Origin of the sequence: Plebeiibacterium sediminum, from assembly GCF_026013605.1 — a bacterium.
In the GTDB taxonomy this organism is placed as follows: Bacteria; Bacteroidota; Bacteroidia; order Bacteroidales; family Marinilabiliaceae; genus Saccharicrinis; species Saccharicrinis sediminus.
The window spans coordinates 40,245-60,224 of record NZ_JAPDPJ010000039.1; the positions used below are offsets into that span (position 1 = coordinate 40,245).

Consider the following 19,980-nt stretch of genomic DNA (forward strand, 5'->3'; position numbering starts at 1 on the left):
AGTTTTTACATCGCAGCTCTTTTGTATTAATTAAAGCTTACTGATTCCTACTTTACTAAATCCTTAAAAGCTGATCCAAAAATTAGATAACGAGTGTTCCCATTAATAGTTCCTTCATTTTGTCCCCATAAAAATGGCCAATCATCATAATTTTCAAAATGGTCGGGTTTTCTGAATAATAAGCCTGGAGCAACATTTCCCGGAATAAAAGAGAAATCAGCTCTGTTATTACCATAAAAAACTGCTTTTGGACGAGCTGCGCCAACTGCTGCCACTAAAGAATAATTATGGTAAGGATGACAACCAAATAACCAGTTAGCAGCCTTATATATTTGGCTTTTATCAATAATTTCTGGGAAGTGTGAATTTGCAAAACATATTGTAGTTCCAAAGCTTATAATACTTCCGCCACCGGCCCAGTTACCCAAACCAATTGGTACTCCGTAGGGATTGTCATTTTCTAATTCTTCAAGGTTTTCTTTATACTTTACAATATAAGGACGAAGCTTTTCTTTGTACGTTTTATCCAGGTGTGGTATAGCTTGTAATGCGATTAAAAGGTTATGACTAAGATTATCATCAAGTGCTGACCACAAAAGTTCCTGAAATTTATCGATATACTGTTGCTCCTCTGTTGAAATAAACAATTGAAGATTGGTGCTAATATCCGCAGAACGTCCCCATCTGCCACGTTTATCTTCTGGAATATTAGCCAGTAATTCGGTCGACTCTTTCAATAGTCTTTTTGACTGTTTCAAGGCTCTTGCTGATAAATTATCATTATACCCTTTTAAAGCTCTACTGGTTGCTGCAAACATAGCAGCTGCTCTAAGATCCAGACTTGGATTACGGCTTGTAAAAGCCCACATATCATCTTTTACTCCGCTCGACTTGCCATCAAGGGCTACCTCATAAGGTTCCAATTTGGGGTTATATGGAAGACCATCGGTTATTGAAGCTGCATCACCCAAGTGATTGTAATTATGAAGCACTGAATTAGAAAGCGTTTGTGCCATATGTCCAATGATTTCGGCCTGAGCAACCAAATTCATGGTTCCATGCTCAATAAACTGTAAAATATCAGGAGTTCCATCAGAACGGTGAAGTTCAACATAACGTTGCTTCTCATCAACAAATGTCTGATCGCGCAAAGGCTTAAAATATTCCCATGCCTGAACAAAGTTTTCCACTACTGAGATATTTGATCCTGTTTCAATATCAAAATCACCGGCATCGAAAAACCCACCGATATTGAGTCCCGGTATAGTTTCCAATGGTTTATACTTCGTATCGGTTGTTGGTCCTTGTCCATGAAGATCAAAGTGATCGGTATTTGGTGGTGCCTGAAGGTATCCTTCCTTAAAAGGCTCTCCATGCCAAACTCTGTATGCCTCACTTACAAACATGTGGTTCATGTGTATTGGAACCCACACATCGCTCGTAGCATCAGTCATCCAATCATAAACATTATTTTCAATTATAAAGTTATTTGTTTTAAAGTTACCATACTGAATGTAATATATACCAGGTGTTTTAACCGATGAAAAATCAAATTTTGCATAACGATATTTATAATAGTCGCCCCAAAGTGCCAGATCATTACTGAAAACTTCATTTGAATTTCCATCCTCGTCAACTTTATAAATAGACGCTTTTTGAAGTGGTTTATCATTTTTATCCAGTTCAATAACTGATACTTTAGGTTGAGAAGGGATATATCCAACTTGGGAGAAACCAATATTGGGTTCCCTTATCCATCCAGGAATAGCATTAGGCTCTACTGTCCAGGTTAAAACCTTACCTGTTTTTTCGGCAGGCAGTAAACTTCTGACTACAAACCAACCATTCTGAGCTAACATTCGACCATCAAAAAGCATAATATCAGCATCATTTGAGGTAATCTTTACCTTATGTTCAGGATCTTCAGGGGCAAAAAGCATGCTGCGACCTGTTTCGAGTGGAAGAGGATCAATAAATTTTCCGGTACCCCTGTCATCATAAGTTACGTAACCTTTATATTGTTTTAGTTTTTCGCTGTTTGGCCTGACAATAGATTTTCCGGCTACATAGCGCGAAAACCGATTGATTCTACCATCCACCATATAGGTTTTACCCCAATATTTTGAAGGTAAAAATTCAAGGTTGAATCCGGCACTTCCTTCAACTGCTTTGGGAAGAGGCTTATCAAGATAAACAGATATTTCAACACCTTTACCCTTTGCTGATACAACCACACGAGACTCAAAATCGTAATCCTTATACCTTAATACTGTTTCGATAGAATTGGTTACGCTATCCACTGTTCTGCTTGGTATTTCAGGAACAAGATCCCACTGTTCAGGTGTATTTGAAAGTCGCACAGCACCGCCTTGTACATTTCTTACTCCGTGTTGAATGATTTCTATACCAGCATTTTTTTCATCGTTAAACCCTCCGTTAAAAAGGTTACTATATGCTAATACATTAACGCCCTGAGTCTCGAAATATCCAAGATCATTGAGAACCAGATCCTGGTTAGGTTCAGAACTACATGCCGCCAGCAGCAACATGAACAGTGAATAAAATGGTAGTCTTTTCATGTGTTTATTTTTTCTTTTAATTGCCACATGGAACTCGCCTTATTAGTCATTCTCTTGTGTGAGAAGTTTTTATCATAGCTCGTTTCATGTGTTTATAATTTGATTTATATTACCACATGGAACTCGCCAAATTTAGACATCCTCGTGTGTTCGGAGTACTTTCTTTCATGGCTTGTTTCATATTAATTATACATTAAGGTTAAATATCATTTTGTTGTATTAAAATAGGATCTTTTATATACCTGAAATCTCGTTCACCCCATAAAACATTAGGATATGTAAGCGTATCGCTTCCCCACTTCAGTTTATCAGAGCATCTCGCTTCGCTGTGCCTACAGGCCTCTGGCCTATTTCTGTATATTCGTCTCTTCTCATTCTTTCTTTTTACTTTCATCCGGACCCAAATAACTCTTTTTTAAACCTCCGGCATCAATAACAAACTTTTGAAAAACCAATCCTGAATCAATCATCCATATTTTTAAAATATGCTTACCAGCAGTAGCCATATTATGCTTTGATTTACGAATTTTTATATGATCTGCAACCGATTTTTGCCACCAGTCTCCAAACTTATAATCAGGTATTATTTCACCCTCATTAACATTAATAATTTGAGGTTCTTCATCATCAATGGCAATGGCATATTTTAACCCACCCATCTTTTTAAAATCCTGATTTGGAGACAGGTAAGTTTCAATAGTTATTTCTCCGGCTTCAAATGTTGAGAATTCATATTCCACTCTGGGAGTATTCTTTCCTACTGTTTGAGGCTCAGCAGTTGTGGGTTCAACAATCAGCGAAGAACCTGTTCGGCCAAGGTTTGGAACTACTGTCCAGTGAATATCCTTTGAATCGTATTTTCTGGTAAAGTGTGTTGCTTCAAAAGCGATTACACCATTATTTTCAATAAATCCCGACATCGACGCTATGTTATTATTTACAGGAACGACAACTGTATATGATTTTCCTGCACCAGAAATAACAATTTCACCGGAAGTAACTTCTTTGGGAATTTTATCCCAATCAATACTAACATAAACTTTATGATTGTAACGTGTACTCCCGGATTCTTCTGATAGTATAATCCAATCTTCTTTACCTTTTAGTGTGTAACTTAAAATATCTTGCCCCCGGTTTATAATATCGATATAATAATTCTGATTGTTTACAGGATCAAAAACAGGCAATTTTTTGTTAAAAGACCACTCTCCCTCTAGTCCAAGCCAGCCCCACTTGGGAGTAAGCCCATATTCAAGTAAATAACCCAATTCAGCAGTTTTAGCTAACTGTACATATGAAACAGCAGGCATAGTATTTAATGGCGGATGATTCCAAAAGGTATAACCAATGTGTGTTTGCGACATCATATGATTCCATTTTCCACCTTCTAAGGCATGGTATTTTTTGGTTAGTACTGCATCTTTTTCAAACAGTTCTTTTACTTTGTCAGCATAATAATTGGCTGAAGCTGCACCACGCAAACTATAATATCTATTTTTACCTGCAGCAACATACATTTCGTTCAAATTAGCACATAATTCAATGGGTGATTGAACAAGCTGATAATAAGCTGATTTATAATGCTCGGGTAATTCTTTGTAAACTGAGCTACTTTCTTTCAATAATTGATTGTAATCATCTACAACCCGGTCCGCTTCCCGATAGTTTTCGATACTGTATGTTTGTGCGTTTAACATTTCAGGTGTGCGACGTGCATTGTATTGCGTAAAGCCGGATATTAGTTTAGCAATTTCCTTAGCATACTTACTTCCAAACTGTTGTTTTGCCCAATTGATGTAATAATCAGGTAAATTGTGTGCTTGTATGGCATCCGGATCCCATGCATAATCAAGGAAAAAACTCATGGGCAGTTCCATTGGCTTAATATCGCCCACATTAACTATCCATAGTTTTTTTACTCCATGCTCATAGGTTAATTTCATTTGCTCCCAGGTTCGCTCTATCTGACTTACATTTAACCATTTGTAAGACACCGGAGCTCCTACATATTCAAAATGATAATACATTCCATATCCTCCGGGGCGATGAAGATCTTCCTTTTTTGGCAGATAGCGGAGATTACCCCAGTTATCATCACTAAAAAGAACCATTATATCGTCGTCAACACGCATGCCTTTATCATAATAATCCTGCACTTCTTTGTATATTGCCCAAACCTGTGGAATTTCATTGGCTGGTTTTCCTGTTACACTTGTTATGATTTCTCGCTGATCTTTTATAATCGTTTGTAGAAGACCCACAGCACTTTCTTCTGATAAGCCTTCATCTCCATCGCCACGCATACCAACTGTAAGAACCGTTTCGTAGTTTGCTATACGTTCAACACCGCCTCGCCAAAATTCCTGAAGCCTTTTTTTATTGGTATTGTAATTCCATTCGCCACCCTTATTGTAAGCCCACTCGTTATGTGCTCTTGTTAGTGGTTCATGATGACTGGTTGAAATGACAATACCATATTCATCAGCTGTTTTAGCATTAAGCGGATCATCCACATAAAACATGGATGGTAACCACATTGCAGGCCATAAGTAATTGGCCTTATTTCGTAAAAGAAGTTCATATACTTTCTCGTAACATGTATGATTGATACCTCCAAACTTTTCTTTAGCCCAATTTCGGAAAGCAGGAGCTTCATCGTTTATAAAAATACCACGATACTGTACAGCCGGACTTTTTGAAAGATAATTACACGCCTCAAGATAAATTTCATCGTGCTTTTCAACAGGCACATCAGCCCACCAGTACCAAGGCGAAACGCCCATATTTTTTGAGAGTGTAAATACGCCATATGCTGCACCACGCCTGTCGCTACCTACTATTACAATGGCCTGCTTTACTCCTGGAAAAGGATTTTTGATGGTCTGAATAATAAACCTTTCCCACTGACCTTTTAATTCATCAGCTTTAAGCTTATGCTCTGCTACCAGTTTATTTATTAGAGGATTATTATTTACTGTTCCTATAATAATCAGGCTTTTATCCAACAAATCATTCGAGCAATCAACTTTAAGAACTTTTCCTGATACTTTCTCTATGTCACTTGCCAAAAACTCAGCAACCTTTTGAATTAGAATATTTTCTGAAGAATCATATAAAATAGTAGCTACCTCATTCTTCCCAACAATTGAAAAATTATTCCCAGTATCAGCTTTGTAATTTACTTTAATTTGAGAAAATGATAGAATCGGCAAAAATACCAGTAATACTAATATGTTTTTCATGTGTTTAATAATTGTTTCATTTGGTCACATGGAACTCTCCAATTTAGCCATCCTCATGTGTGAGAAGTCTTTATCATGGCTCGTTTCATGTGTTTATTTTTTCTTTTAATTGCCACATGGAACTCGTATGAATAATTATCCTTATGTGTAAAAAACTCGTTTTAAGGCTCATTCCCAGCTTTGATAAGTAGTGTAATACAAGAAGTATCAAGCCCTGGACTGTTGCTTATATATATTCCTATTGATAAAACATACCCGATTTATAAGTTTTATTTGCAGCTTTGGAAGATAATCTTGTACCAACAAAAATATGAATACAGAGGCTGACCAATTTAGCTAACCTCTGTATATCATGGACTTATTTTATCTATTTTCTAATTATTAACTTGCGTGTTTCTGATAAACCACCAACCTGTAGCCTGTATATATAAACACCATTGGCCAATCCCTGAGGCTTCCATTCTCTTGTATATCCTCCTACACCTTGATTTTCATGTACTAATGTGGCTACTTTTTGTCCATACATATCAAATATACTTAAATCAACATTACCTGGTTTATTCAAATAATATTCAATTATGGTAGATGAACTACATGGGTTAGGAACATTTTGTAATAGTTTAAAATTCTTGTTTTTCTCTGTTTTTACTCCTAACTGATTACAATTACTTGCTGTTTCACCTATTCCCTGAGGTAAATCAGTGTATTTAGTAATAAAGAATTTATCCAGCTTAGCTCCGTCTTCTCTAATACCTATTTTCAAAGTATGTTCTCCTGCTGCCAAATTAAAATCACCGAACTTATACCATCCCCACGTGCTATTGGCTAAACCATTATAATATCCGGATGAAACACCATCCATTTCAAGCCAAAAAGAATCATCGTTATATGATGGACAATGAATGCGTGCGTATACGGCATAGCTATCTTCAGAAGATACTGAGAAAGACATCTCAACCATTCCACTTGCATTAGCAGGTGCCTGTGATACATATTCTCTTCCAGAAATTGCTGTTACATATTTTTCATTGGAAGCATTGGCATCATTAACTGTTTCCCAATCACTTCCAACAGTACCACACTCTGCTTCTAACCAGATTTGAGATGTTGCATAATCCCATTCATATATGATGATAACAATTTCAGAAGAATCTGTTTCTCCATCATTATCAGTAACCTCAAGAATAATATGATGTGTTCCAATTGAAAGATCTACAGTAGGATTTTCACCTGTTGCTATTTCATCAGCGCCTTCTCTCCACACATAAGATGCTATAACTCCATCCTGATCAACACTTTCGGAACCATCAAGAACAATAGATTCTGTTCCATTCTTATCCATATCAATTACTGATACTCCAAAACCAGCAAAAGCAAATGGTGGTAGATTAACCTTACAATTAAGATCTGGCCCACCTATCCCTGATGGAGTATTACCCGAATTAGTTACATATAATTTATCCAATTGAGCACCATCTTCATTATATCCCACTTTAAAAGTATGTGCCCCAGCTGTTAACGTATAGGTACCAATTTCAGCCCAGATCCATTCTGAACCAGTCGTTATATTACTCCACGCTACCCATGATTGTTCATCCATTTGCACCCAGAAAGCATTATCATTACTTGTTGGTGCTTTAACGCGTCCCCAAACAGTATAGGCTCCATCCGTATTAATATCAAACGCATACTCAATTTGTCCAGCTGAGCCAGAGGGAGCACTTCCTGCACTATTATTACCTGGTTGAATGGTTACATATTGATCATTAGAGGCATCTGATGCAGTATTCACTTCCCAAAGTGATCCGACTATTCCACATTCGGCTTCCATCCAAACATCATTTACATCTCCTGGTTCAACAACAATATGATCAAAATAGATGGGTCGCGCTCCTGTACCTGATGCAATATACTCTATTACATTTACACCTTTTTTTAGTTCAATGGTTTGAGTGTTTACAGCCCAATCACTTAGCGTTGCTGTTTGAGTAAATAGTGGTGTTGCTACTTTAATGTCATTCACATAAAGATCAATTGTACTAATATCACTTCCTGTAACAGCATACTTTGTTTTTAGCGTATATAATCCATCACCAATGACGGTTACTTCATCTCTTACACTAGCTGTAGCATTGGTTCCAAAATTCAGATACCCCTGCCCGGTATAGTTGCGTATGCTGCTAGTGGAGCCATTTTTAGTATATCCAACAATGTTCTTAAATTCAAAGGTTTCGGCTTCATACTGACGAGAACCTTTATATACCGGAGGAGCTACAGGCACAGAAATATTGGCGCTTTGATAAGATGTAAGTCGATCTGTTTTTGCTCCAGCACAATCGATACGAATATCAACTGGTCCGTTATGTTCAATCGTTAAAGTAAAAACCCCATTAGTCCATTCCTTTGAAACCATACTTTTCTCATCTTCTCCCCGTTCTTTTATGGAATATGAAGGCTCTGATGTACTTCCATATATTTTAATAACATCAGGTTTTAAAACAGGATTAAGCTCATCATCAAAATTACTTAAGTAAACAGTGATATAATCGGAATATTCCTTAATAACACCTGCTGTATAACGGGAGTAAGATAACTCCATATGATCGCTGGTATTATATTTAAATGGGATATTTCCACTAGCAATCTGTCCTGTTTTATATGGATTATAAGTTACCCACCCATTCTCATATCGGGCAGCATATATATCACCCGTATATTCTTCAGGAAAAAGATTATTAAATTCATTGACTTTTGCAGAAACTGTTGACCATCGGCTTGAGTACTCTGATTTTTTCACAATGGTTTCAAAGGTATTTGCTACAGCATCATTTAGTTGATAAACAATTGGAATAGTTGGATAACGACCTGTTTTCTTAAAGAAACTCCAGTTATCACCATAATCTCCATCGTTATCCATCCTGTATAGTCCTTGGTATAAGGACATAGGTGAGCTGTATTTATCATCATTTGTTCCAGAGTTAACATCATGCATAATAGCCATTTTGGAACGGTCAATAACTTCTTGACGATCAGGAATACGCACCGTTCCATCTAATACTTTACGGAACAAATCCACACTTACTTTATCAAACTGAGGAAATGTTTCCCATTTACGCGTGCTATAACCATCTGTAGTTGATGTATTATTTACTTCTCTGAAACACTGTGTCCAAATGAGTTCCGGACCATCAAATACAGTTAATCCTGTTAACATGGTATGTTCAAGAAACGGGGCTCCATAAGTAGCCATCGTAAAGTTCTCACGGTGAACCCTGTCGCCATCTGTCCATCCAGTATCATCATATCGAATACCATATTGACCGGTCATGCCTGAAAGGTAAGCCCCCAGAACCATACTTTCCCTATCGTGTAAATAAGACACTTGAGTATGTTTATCAAACAATATAAAGTTTTCGGGATAAGCAGAACATGCTGACCTAAACGAAGGCCATAGTTTGAGCATTCCTATAGGATTTACATTTTGCCCCCACTTGTTCCAACAAATACTAACATTTAAATAACCACCATACGTATTAGTAAGCTCCAATAAATTGGCCAAATGAGCCATTCGTTCTGATAATTCAGGTGGATTACGAACATCATCCTCGCCAAAGCCCCAGAATTGCTCAGCGTAACTAAAACCTAAAAAATTAGGGAAATCCTGAAAAAACTCCTCATATATAGTAAGATCATCATCAGAGAAATGTGAATACGCACCACTTGCTGGTTGAACCATTACCCACATTTGGTTCTGTGCACATGCTTTAATCCATGAGCGAGCAGTTTCGTAACCATATTCAACACGAGCATAGCGATTATTTACTTCGTCATAACTTATTGATAATGAAATATTCATTACTACATAAGGCCGTATATCCTTTGGAACTAATGCTATAATCTTTTCCGGATCCGGATAATTCCATGTATCAATGTGAATAAGCCACATGGGTTGATCTGGCGATATTGGTCGCCTCAATGTAGTATTGGAGTCTGCAGCACTTGCAAGGCCCGGTAAAAAGGCAAACAATAGTGTGTACAAAATAACTTTAACGATGTAGTCTTTCTTCATATTAACAAATTTATGATACACTGAATTTTAATTGGAGATACCAAACATCAATCAGTATATAAGGTCTTTAAGAATTAATAAAGTGTGCTAAATTAGAAGATTGATATTTAGAGAAAGGGTAAAATATTAGATAATAGGAGTAGATTTTTATATAATAACTATAAAACACCAGTTATGGATATAAATACCTTCCAGATTCAAACCGGAATACAATTCCTGTCATATTACCAAAGGAACTGCAACTTTTTTTAATGGCCTCTATTGTATTTTATTTAATGCTTATTTATTGCTCGGTATACAAAACTGCGCGAACAGATTGAAAGTGAAAGTTAAAACCTATAGAGTTGATGGATATTTTACTTACCACGAGAAGTAATTCTTTTATTAATCAAAATTATTATTCTTTGGACAAGATTAACAAGATTTACAGGACTATTTGTTTCATTTTTGAAACATGATTTACGAAATGCTATTCCAACATGTTAATCCTAAAATCTTGTCCATAAATATATTTAAAGTCCTTTCTTAGGTATATTTAGCATTGCATAATACTTTTAATATCAACCATGAAAGGCTACCTGCTATTTTGTTTTATATACAGGCCAGAGGCCTGATGTGTTAACGACATAGCCAAAGGCATACAAACGAATTGCATGATTTATTTGCAATATTGAACTATTGGGGGTGCTACACCTAAAGCTATGTTGGTGATTTATCTATAGGAATTTAGCAGAGGAATACATTAATGTTTATTTCAACTCTTTTCTTTGATAAAGTCTATCCTTTTGAAAGTCATAAAAAGATAATATTTTCAACGAATCCTGATTCTTTTCTAAGAAAAAAATCCAACTTGTATTTCTTGCTTTCCCTCTCCTGGACATACTATATATAAACTTATTATTACCAACATTGAATGGTTCAGAAAGTAAAAGATAGCTTTTATCAATCTTACATGTATCTGAAATGAGTTCAATATCTAAAACAGAAAGTTCATTAATATCATTTGGAAAAAAAAGGTTCTTCCTACTCTCTAAAATTTTGGTTGTCGAATTATTTACTTCATAATTATACAGATTACCTCCATAGTAATAAAATGCCAAAACAGAATCAATATTTAATTGATTATCATACTCATTATACAATAGTATTCTATTTGATGTAATACCTGACATTAAAATAGATTCTTCGAAAACTTCGACAAATTGCTTTGGATTTAACACATTACTTGTGTTATATGAATTACAGCCCAACCCTCCAATTAAAAATATAACTAGAATTAATTTATTCATTTTTAAATATTTAATAATCTTATTTTACTCTATGTTCAATAGAATATTTTGTTTAGTTGCTCAAAGGTGCAATTATAATTGCACCTTTGAGCATATTTCAAAAATAGAAAAAATTAAACTTAATATAATATATCAATTATTTAACAAGGTAGCCAGAGGCATACGCAGAACGAATTGCATGGTATATTAACCTGATTATGCTTATACAACTATTCTTACTTGATATAGTTATCAAAAACAAGAAGAGGTTGTTCCAAAATATATATGAAACAACCTCTTTTCTTTATGTAAGTAAGTTTACAATGGTTTATATTCAAAGTTTTTAAAGGTAACATTTCCTTTACCCATGGCGCATAAACCAATGCGAAGGCTCATAAAACCACTTAGTACATTATGGTGATAGGCTGATGCTTCAAATGAATTCTCTATTTTATTCCATTGTTCTCCATCTAAACTATAATACATATCTACGGTATTATTTATATTCTTTAGGCGAAGGAAAACATATCTTTTTAAAACATTTGACTCCGTTGCAAATTGCCATCCTCTCAAATTGGCTAAAACATTCTCTTTGTCGGCTAAAATGCCTGAAAAGGCTCTTTCATTATAGAATAAAACCATACCCCCTACGGCATCTCCTTCAACTTCTAATTCTACCTGAGCGGTGTAGGCATGATCTTCAGGAATACAAAGCATTGGAGAACAATCTGCTACAGAACCACCTTTTCCATTGATTACGATGCTGTTGTTCTCAACCTTAAATCTTTCTTCATCATAACCTTTAAAAAACTTCCACTGAGGTTTTAATGCACTTCCTGAAAAATCATCGTTTAACGAAAATTGGATATCTCCGGACTCACCTTCTGGTTTATCTGCAGGAGCATCAATCTGGTATCCTTCAGGCGTTTTAAACCAACCATCAGCTGTCCATTCTATAGGAGCAAGCATGGTTTGACGACCCATATTATAAAAATCTTTTTCATAACCGTGTAACATCATCCACCATTTATCATGCGTATCTTTAAAAGGGGTAGCATGACCAACAGACCACCATTTATCCTCATTGCTTTTTGCCCTGATAATAGGATTATATGGAGAATTTTCCCAAGGACCTAATGGCGATTTTGAACGGGCCGAAATTACCATATGTCCGGTTGCCGGACCAGCTGTTCCCCCTTCTGCTACCGTTAAGTAGTAGTATTCACCACGCTTAAAAAGCTTTGGACCTTCCATACAGAAACACTCAATACTCCAATCTCTGGGTATATCCCAACCGTCATAAACATGTTGAACATCTCCTGCTACCGACAAACCATCTTTACTTAGTGGCACATAACTACCACTGCTAAAATAAAGGTATCTATTGCCCTCTTCATCCACAACATGCCCGGGATCTATCATTGTAATATTTAACTCAACAGGCTCACTCCATGGACCTTCTATTGATTCTGCTGTAATCACATAATTGGTATTATCTGCAGGGAAATAAATGTAATATTTACCATCATACTTCACCAAATCGGGAGCCCAAACTGAACCAACATAGGTATATAAAGCGTTTGCTACGGGAGTCCAGTTTATTAAATCTGTTGAATGCCATATCAATAGACCGGGATAATATTCAAAAGAAGAATGAACTACATAATAATCATCTCCATCCACCAGAATACTTGGATCCGGATAATCTCCGGCAAATACAGGATTTAAAAACTGACATTCAGAATTGACTATTTTATCTTGAGAAACTGCTGTAATACTTAAACAAGCAAAAACAATTGCTATCAGGGTTTTACTAAAATTCATATAACAGTGCATTTAAATTATTTTAAAATGAAATCAAAGCTTTTTAAAACAGATCATAAAAACATCATTCTCCCGGATTGAAATCTGTTGTTTAAACTTACCTTTTGAATCGATACGTATTAATTCTGTTTTATCGGGAGTACCATTACTTTTATTTTTTAAAAACTCAACTTGTCGTTTGGTTAATTGAGATGGTTTACCCAACTGGCAATACAAGGTGTAAGGATCGTTGTGCATATACCCTATCGAATACATTTCCATTTGATAATTACCCTCAGGAATTCCACTGATTTCTAAGTCAACAATTCCCTTTGTTTTTGAGGGTAAATCCTGGTTAAAATAGTCCTGATTATTGACAGAATCTTTGGGTAAAGTATGTGTAAAGTCCCAAAAAAGGAGCTCAAAATCACCTTTTTTATTTTTACATGCCCAAGAGGCTTTATCTTTGTTAACCAACTCTGTTTCACTTAACTTATTCATTAGCGAATATGCATGATATGCAGACTTCTTAACTCCCTGCGTATTCATTAAACCAAATCCACCATGAAAAGGCGTAAACCTTGGACCTGCTTCTTCAAAAATATCGGTAAAAACCCAATACGACATGGAGTTTGCAGCCTCACCAATCTGCTTTAATTTGTTTAAAATATAAGGTGCTTCATGATAACTGTCGTGAATTGGATCAGCAGGTGTATAAGAGGCACTCCACTCTGTATAATGCAACTCAAGATTAGGTTTTGATGATTCAGATATTTCTTTTCGAGACTGAATCACATCCTGACTTACGCTATACTCATTGGGACTTAAAACAGTACCTGAACCGCCAAATTCATCTAAGAATCCCTGATCCACGCCATAGGAATGTGTACTAATAAAATCCAGAGGAACATGGTTCTTTTCACAAAACTCAATCATTTCTGGTTCCCATTCGGCACCTGCTGTAGCTGGTCCTCCCACCTTATATTCCGCATTTACCTTTTTAACTGCCTGAGCTGCATATTTATACAACTTAAAATACTCTTCCTGAGTCCCGGTCCAAAATCCTGGAGTTAAATTGGGTTCATTCCAAACTTCAAAGTACCAAGTCTTTACTTCCTCATATCCATATCGTTCTGTCCAATGCTCCACCAAATGGTAAATAAGGTCTTCCCACTTTTGATAGTCTTTTGGAGGTGTTACATTACCTCTCCACCAAAATATAGTTTCAGCACCACTGGCCATTGCTGAGGGCATAAATCCCAATTCCACAAATGGTTTCATCCCAATTTCGAGTATATAATCATACAAAACATCAATATATTGAAAATTATATACCGGATTCCCATTCCTATCCTCCTTATAAACAGCCATATCATCCGTTAGCAATCCATGCATCCTAATGTATTTAAAATCACAATCCTCCTTAACTATTTTGAGTTGTTGCTGCCAATCTGCTCTTAGTCCTTCATTGGCTCGTCCGGCTCCAATACACTCTTTATACATGGTATTCATGGCGCCCTTTTCTTTACTATAATCCACGGATATAGACCTGATCACCTTACTCTGTTGCGCAAATATTGCAGGGATCATTATAAAAAATAATAAAATACTGATTAGTAGGGATTTCATATGATAATAAATTTAATTTTAAAGGTTATATGGAACTCGCCAATTAAATCATCCTCATGTGTGAGAATTCGTTCTCATGGCTCGTTTCATCTTATTATAGATTTTTCTTCAATAATTTATAGCTTTTTAATTCACATGCATTCAAGCTGCTAAAGTGACTTATTTTATGAATTGCTAATATATGGGCAATAGAACAAAGGCGAAGGTCTGTTTTGTTAACAATTGGTGTACCTCTTGTTTTTCGGTTGTTTTCATTATCAATTGAAGTGATTATAAATCAATAGTTAAACAAAAAGACAAAAAAAAGACCATCCAAATTTTTGGACAGTCTTTAAAACTTACGAAGCAATTAACCAATTGCTTTATTTTGTTTCGTAGTATTTTTTCAATATAAAGAATGCTTTCTTTTTATACCCTTTTTCTGAAATCAAACCTTTACGATTCCAGCCATCCTGTATTTCAGGTAACTGGCGTAATGGTGATTGAAAATCTACTAAAATCCATGGAGTCATACCTGCCAGTCCATCAATTTTATCAAACATGGCAATACTCTCCTTATATAAATACTCCTGAAACTCTTCACTCCAACGGGTTAAACTATCACCATGAAATCCCTGTAATGCACCACCACCAAATTCTGTTACAATAATAGGTTTCTCTAAACCTGCTTTAAAAGACTTATTTCTGCATTCTTCAGGAAATCCACCATACCATCCCAGATATTCATTAAAACTAATGATATCCAGTTTTTTCATTAAGGGATCATTGTAAGTGTAAACGCTGTCCGGATGTCCATCTGCTTCCTGATCCTTTTTACAAGCAGCTGATATTAAACGAGTATCATCAATTGATCTGATGTAATCAGCCAATTCCGACAAGAATTTAGTTCTGTCTTCTGTTGGTGCTGTTTCATTGGCAACAGACCAAATGATTGAACTAGCGCGGTTATAATCACGATTAATCATTTCGGCATACTGAGCCTTAGCTTTTTTCAGCACCTCTGGATTTCCCCATTGAATTCCCCAATATAAAGGCAACTCTTCCCAAAGTAAAATACCCATTTTATCAGCTAATCGCACAATTTTTTCCTGGTGTGGATAATGTGCCAAACGAAGAAAATTACATCCCAATTCCTGTGCCCAGCTTAGTACCAGTTTTGCGTCCTCCATATTATTGGCCCGATCTTTACGCAATGGATTTTCATCGTGTAAACAAATCCCCTTTAAAAATACAGGTTTCCCATTCAATAAAATCTGCTTTCCCTTTGTTTCTATGGTTCTAAACCCTATTTCATCGCTGATTTTATCATCTCCGGCAGTTAAGGTAATATCATATAGTTTAGGATTTTCAGGCGACCATAGTTCCAGTTTCTTGACATCCAATTTAAATTCTGTATCACCGTCTTTATTTACTGTAACCTCTTTGTTTATATTTAGTTCCGGAATAATCACATTTACTTTTTCCGGTAATTCAGAACCCGTCAGCTGAATCTTACCCTTAATTTGTTTGGTTTTAAGATGAAGTGTTGATTTATCAAGTGCAATAAAATAGTTATTGATGAAAGTTTTAGATACTTCAATAAGTTTTACATCTCGCGTGATACCACCATGATTAAACCAATCTGTAACTTTTGAAGGTATATAATCCGCTTCTCTTGAGTTATTTACCCCTATAATAACGTAATTATCTTTTGCTTGTAACAAATTAGTTACCTCATAGGAGAATGGCGTAAATCCACCCTCATGCTCGCCTAATATTTTACCATTAAACGAAACTGTAGTTTTATAATTGGCAGCACCTACGTAAATAAAATACCTTTTATCCTTTGCTATATTTTCTTTGTTAAATGTTTTACGATACCATATAGAACCCTCAAAATAAGACAATTCCGGCTTTTGAATATTCCAGCTTCCGGGTACCCACAACGTTCTTCCTGATGTAAATCCATATTCTACCCGATCAGATTTTTCCTTAGGTTCATAATTTTTAAAAATGGGCATACCTCCCATTCCTCCCGTTTCATAAGCATCTACCACATATTGCCATTTACCGTTTAAACTGGTACATGTACGATTTGATGTGTTTGAAATAAAAATTTCCTGAGCCTGGGTATAGCTAATTGATAAGCATATAACCAGAAAAAACATGAACAAGTGCTTTTGTGTCGTCATAATAGATTTAAATTATTTTCAATTTGAAATATAAAACTACTGTTTATGATGTGATAATGTAAATGCAGCAGACTATTCAAGAGGCTTTTTACATTATAGTCCTCCATTTTATTCTTTTATCCACTATAGTGCGTAAAGCAAATAAAGCTGTGTATTCAAATTTCCTCCTATTTATAACGGATTTAAGTATAAGCTAACCGAGCCGTTTATAATATTTATTATTGAGATAAAGGCTCGCACCAGCAAAACATGTAGCAGAATAAAGTACAAATTCTGCGAAGATATATGGAATAAAACAGCACTTGTTCAGCAAAGCGTCTCGCTTCGCTGTTCAAAACAGGCCTCTGGCCTATTTATTTTAATGCAAATTTTGGCCAGAGGCCTGGTATAAACGACATAGTAAGACGCTATGCCGAACAATGAGGTCCCCCGATAGGCTTTAGCCTATCGGCAATCAAAAATTAGCATTCGTATTTATCTCGTCCATTCCATTAAAAATTCATTTTCACAGGTTTTCTCTTCTTCGCTTATAGCCTTTATTATAAAGCCCTGACTCTTATAAAAATCAATGGACTTTCTATTTTTCTCATAAACATTTAGTTTAATTCTTGTCCTTTTGTGTTTTACAAAATTTAGCAATGATTTTCCTATTCCTTGCCCCTGAAATTGATTGTCCACAAATATTGCAGCTAGGAAATTTTCAATCATAGCTACAAATCCAACAATTTCTCCATTTTCAATTGCTAAATATGTTTCAGAATTTGGCAGATATTCAAATGCCATTGCGCCCTTATTGTTCTTCCAATAATCACCGGGTATAAAATCATGAGCAATTATTGAGGTTTCATACCAAAGGTCAACAACTATATCAATGTCTTTTGAAACTAATTCTCTAATTTCCAAGGTCTATTCAATTAGTGTTTGTAATTTTTATTTCCACCATTCTTTTTGTTCGTTAGCTCTAGCATTATTAATATCATTATCTGAATATTCTTTATCTTCTCCAATTTTAGCTGAAAATGATTCAAAGTCTAATGGTATAATCAACCAGCGATTTAAACCTGAAATAGCATAAGACTCCCAGCCTCTATTAAAATATTTCTGATTTATTAAATAGTAACCGTTTTCCCAATATTTAAATAATTCACCTAACGATTCAGGAGGAACATTTCTACTCCAATTACATTTTTTAAGTGTATTTTTACCGTATTCTGTCCAAGTTCCAATAAATTTTGTTGGTTCAGAATCTGAAAGCCAACCAACATGATGTTCTATTCTTTTATCTATTTTATTCCATTGAATATAAAAGTCTCCCTCAAAAATTCCGACATGAGACTGATTTGGATTTTCTTTGAATCTATATTTTCCTTCAATAGTTCCGTCATAAATATCAGGTCCTTCACATAATTCATTTTCAGTATCAAGTCTGGTTGCTTTTAGTATCCAAAAAGTTCCTTCAAAATCACATATATTATTGTTCACCTTTGATTTTCCTTTTACTTGATAAGTTGATGGATTATTGTTGTCTTTAGTGGTTTCAATAAATTTAATCTCAATGCGTTGATAACTATTACCTATAATTCCTTGATAGGTAATTCCATCAAAAATTGAAGAAAAATCAATATTCTGCACGTTTTTTAAATCTTCTTTATAACAATCTTGTCCATTAACCTGTGACAAAATTGATAAGATGAAAAATAATATTCCAAATGCTTTATTCATAGCTGTTCTTCTTTAATATACACTAACGATTGCTAAACGAAGCGCATGGAGATTTAACCAACATACCTTTCAATACGCCTAGTAACCAAAGCTTTTATTTGTTTCAATCTTTTCATAATTAAATCCAGATCAAAGAATTGGTTGTATGCAACAGCACTACAAACCTCAAAATATATAGTTGAATCCGCAATGGGATTTATATATTGTTGCTTACTGGCCATTATATTTAATCAAATTCTTTTACAAAAGGTTCTATAAATTTTTCATTCTTTGAATAAATTGCAAAAACAATCTTATTAAACTTATTTGCAAAATTATTCTTTATAATTTCTCCAAAATATTTAGCTATTTCTTTAGGTTCATTTTGAAAAACGCCACACCCCCAAGCCCCTAAAACAATTGTTCTATGGTTATTTTCAAGTGAAATTGCTAATACTTTGTTTATCCTTCGCTTCATTACATTCTCAACTTCACTTAATTTCTCAGACTCTTTATTTTTCACAACTCCTTTATTTACAGCTGGAGCTGTTATTATTGCGCAGTATTCTTTATTGTTTAAATTCTTTCCTTCTTCATCTTTTATTATTGGAACGAACGGACTATAAATCATATAGTCTGTATACAAACACGTTTTTGTATTTCTATTTGTCTCATAATATCCATTTGTCTTGATTTGACAATTATAGAGTCCTGTTGCCCTTGCAATACTCTCTTCTTGGGCTTGACTCCCTCCTAGAAATCCTCCTCCTGGATTTTTTGCTGATGCAAAGTTTAAACAAACTACATCTTTATTTCCTTCCGCAATCAATTCTCTTACTGCTTCTAAAGTAGGTTGATTTTTTACTTTAATTTCAGTTTCTCCCTTTATGTTTTCAACTGATAAATTTTCTATTAATCTGTCTGTCTCTTCGGGCGTATAAACTTTTGTTAAATTTTCTGCCTTTTCTTGTAAATCGGATATATTAATTTGATTGCCATTTGAAGTATAAAAAAATCCCTTCTTTAAAATATCTAATGTATCTTCCGCTATTTGTTTTCTTATTTCTCTATTATTCATTCTAAAAAATTGTCAATTTAATATTAGGTTGTTACGGTCTTATTTTTAGGCTTGTAGACAACTTTTTCTATAAATGTCACAGACTACAGTTTATAATATCTATGTACTTAGTTCATTGTTTGGCTAATGTAGTTATTTTCTGCAATTAATATGAATTAACGGTTAAATAACTACTACAAAGAGCTTGCCTTTGCATGAGAAGAAATTAATATGAATTAGTATTAACAAGAACATTAACTTATTAACCTCAGTTCGATTCTTAAACCACAGTATATCAGTAAAATAATCTAAAATATAATCATATAATATTTTGAAATGAAAATGGATTTTGCTAATTTAAAAGTCTGACAAACAAATAATTAGAAGCAAAATCCATGTATTTAAGTAAAGATAAAATTACTGAAATTTTCGTTTTAGTCGATGAATTCTGCATTGAATTT

General features: G+C 34.8%; 10 protein-coding genes. All 10 read right to left on the reverse strand.

Features of this window, described 5'->3' with window-relative positions:
• Positions 1 to 47: 47 nt before the first annotated feature.
• Complete coding sequence (locus tag OM075_RS15690) at positions 48 to 2,579, reverse strand: cellulase N-terminal Ig-like domain-containing protein (protein ID WP_301191484.1); 2,532 nt, start codon at positions 2,577 to 2,579, stop codon at positions 48 to 50.
• A gap of 371 nt (positions 2,580 to 2,950) precedes the next feature.
• Positions 2,951 to 5,821, reverse strand: a complete 2,871-nt coding sequence (locus OM075_RS15695; RefSeq protein ID WP_301191485.1) for a glycosyl hydrolase 115 family protein — start codon at positions 5,819 to 5,821, stop codon at positions 2,951 to 2,953.
• 367 nt (positions 5,822 to 6,188) lie between these two features.
• Positions 6,189 to 9,890 (reverse strand): glycoside hydrolase family 98 domain-containing protein, encoded by a 3,702-nt coding sequence (locus tag OM075_RS15700; protein ID WP_301191486.1) that lies wholly within the window; start codon positions 9,888 to 9,890, stop codon positions 6,189 to 6,191.
• A 749-nt stretch (positions 9,891 to 10,639) separates the two neighbouring features.
• Positions 10,640 to 11,179 (reverse strand): hypothetical protein, encoded by a 540-nt coding sequence (locus OM075_RS15705; protein WP_301191487.1) that lies wholly within the window; start codon positions 11,177 to 11,179, stop codon positions 10,640 to 10,642.
• Positions 11,180 to 11,476: 297 nt separating this feature from the next.
• A complete protein-coding gene (locus OM075_RS15710; RefSeq protein WP_301191488.1) occupies positions 11,477 to 12,982 on the reverse strand; it encodes a family 43 glycosylhydrolase in 1,506 nt (501 codons plus the stop codon).
• Between the two features lie 33 nt (positions 12,983 to 13,015).
• Positions 13,016 to 14,590 (reverse strand): GH39 family glycosyl hydrolase, encoded by a 1,575-nt coding sequence (locus OM075_RS15715; protein ID WP_301191489.1) that lies wholly within the window; start codon positions 14,588 to 14,590, stop codon positions 13,016 to 13,018.
• Between the two features lie 362 nt (positions 14,591 to 14,952).
• Complete coding sequence (locus OM075_RS15720; protein ID WP_301191490.1) at positions 14,953 to 16,737, reverse strand: glycoside hydrolase family 2 protein; 1,785 nt, start codon at positions 16,735 to 16,737, stop codon at positions 14,953 to 14,955.
• Positions 16,738 to 17,235: 498 nt separating this feature from the next.
• Entirely contained in the window at positions 17,236 to 17,664 is a 429-nt protein-coding gene (locus OM075_RS15725) for an N-acetyltransferase (protein ID WP_301191491.1), read from the reverse strand.
• Between the two features lie 27 nt (positions 17,665 to 17,691).
• The gene (locus OM075_RS15730) at positions 17,692 to 18,483 is read right to left on the reverse strand and encodes a hypothetical protein (RefSeq protein ID WP_301191492.1); all 792 of its coding nucleotides are present in this window, start codon (positions 18,481 to 18,483) and stop codon (positions 17,692 to 17,694) included.
• 226 nt (positions 18,484 to 18,709) lie between these two features.
• Entirely contained in the window at positions 18,710 to 19,540 is an 831-nt protein-coding gene (locus tag OM075_RS15735; RefSeq protein ID WP_301191493.1) for a TIGR02452 family protein, read from the reverse strand.
• Positions 19,541 to 19,980 lie beyond the last annotated feature (440 nt).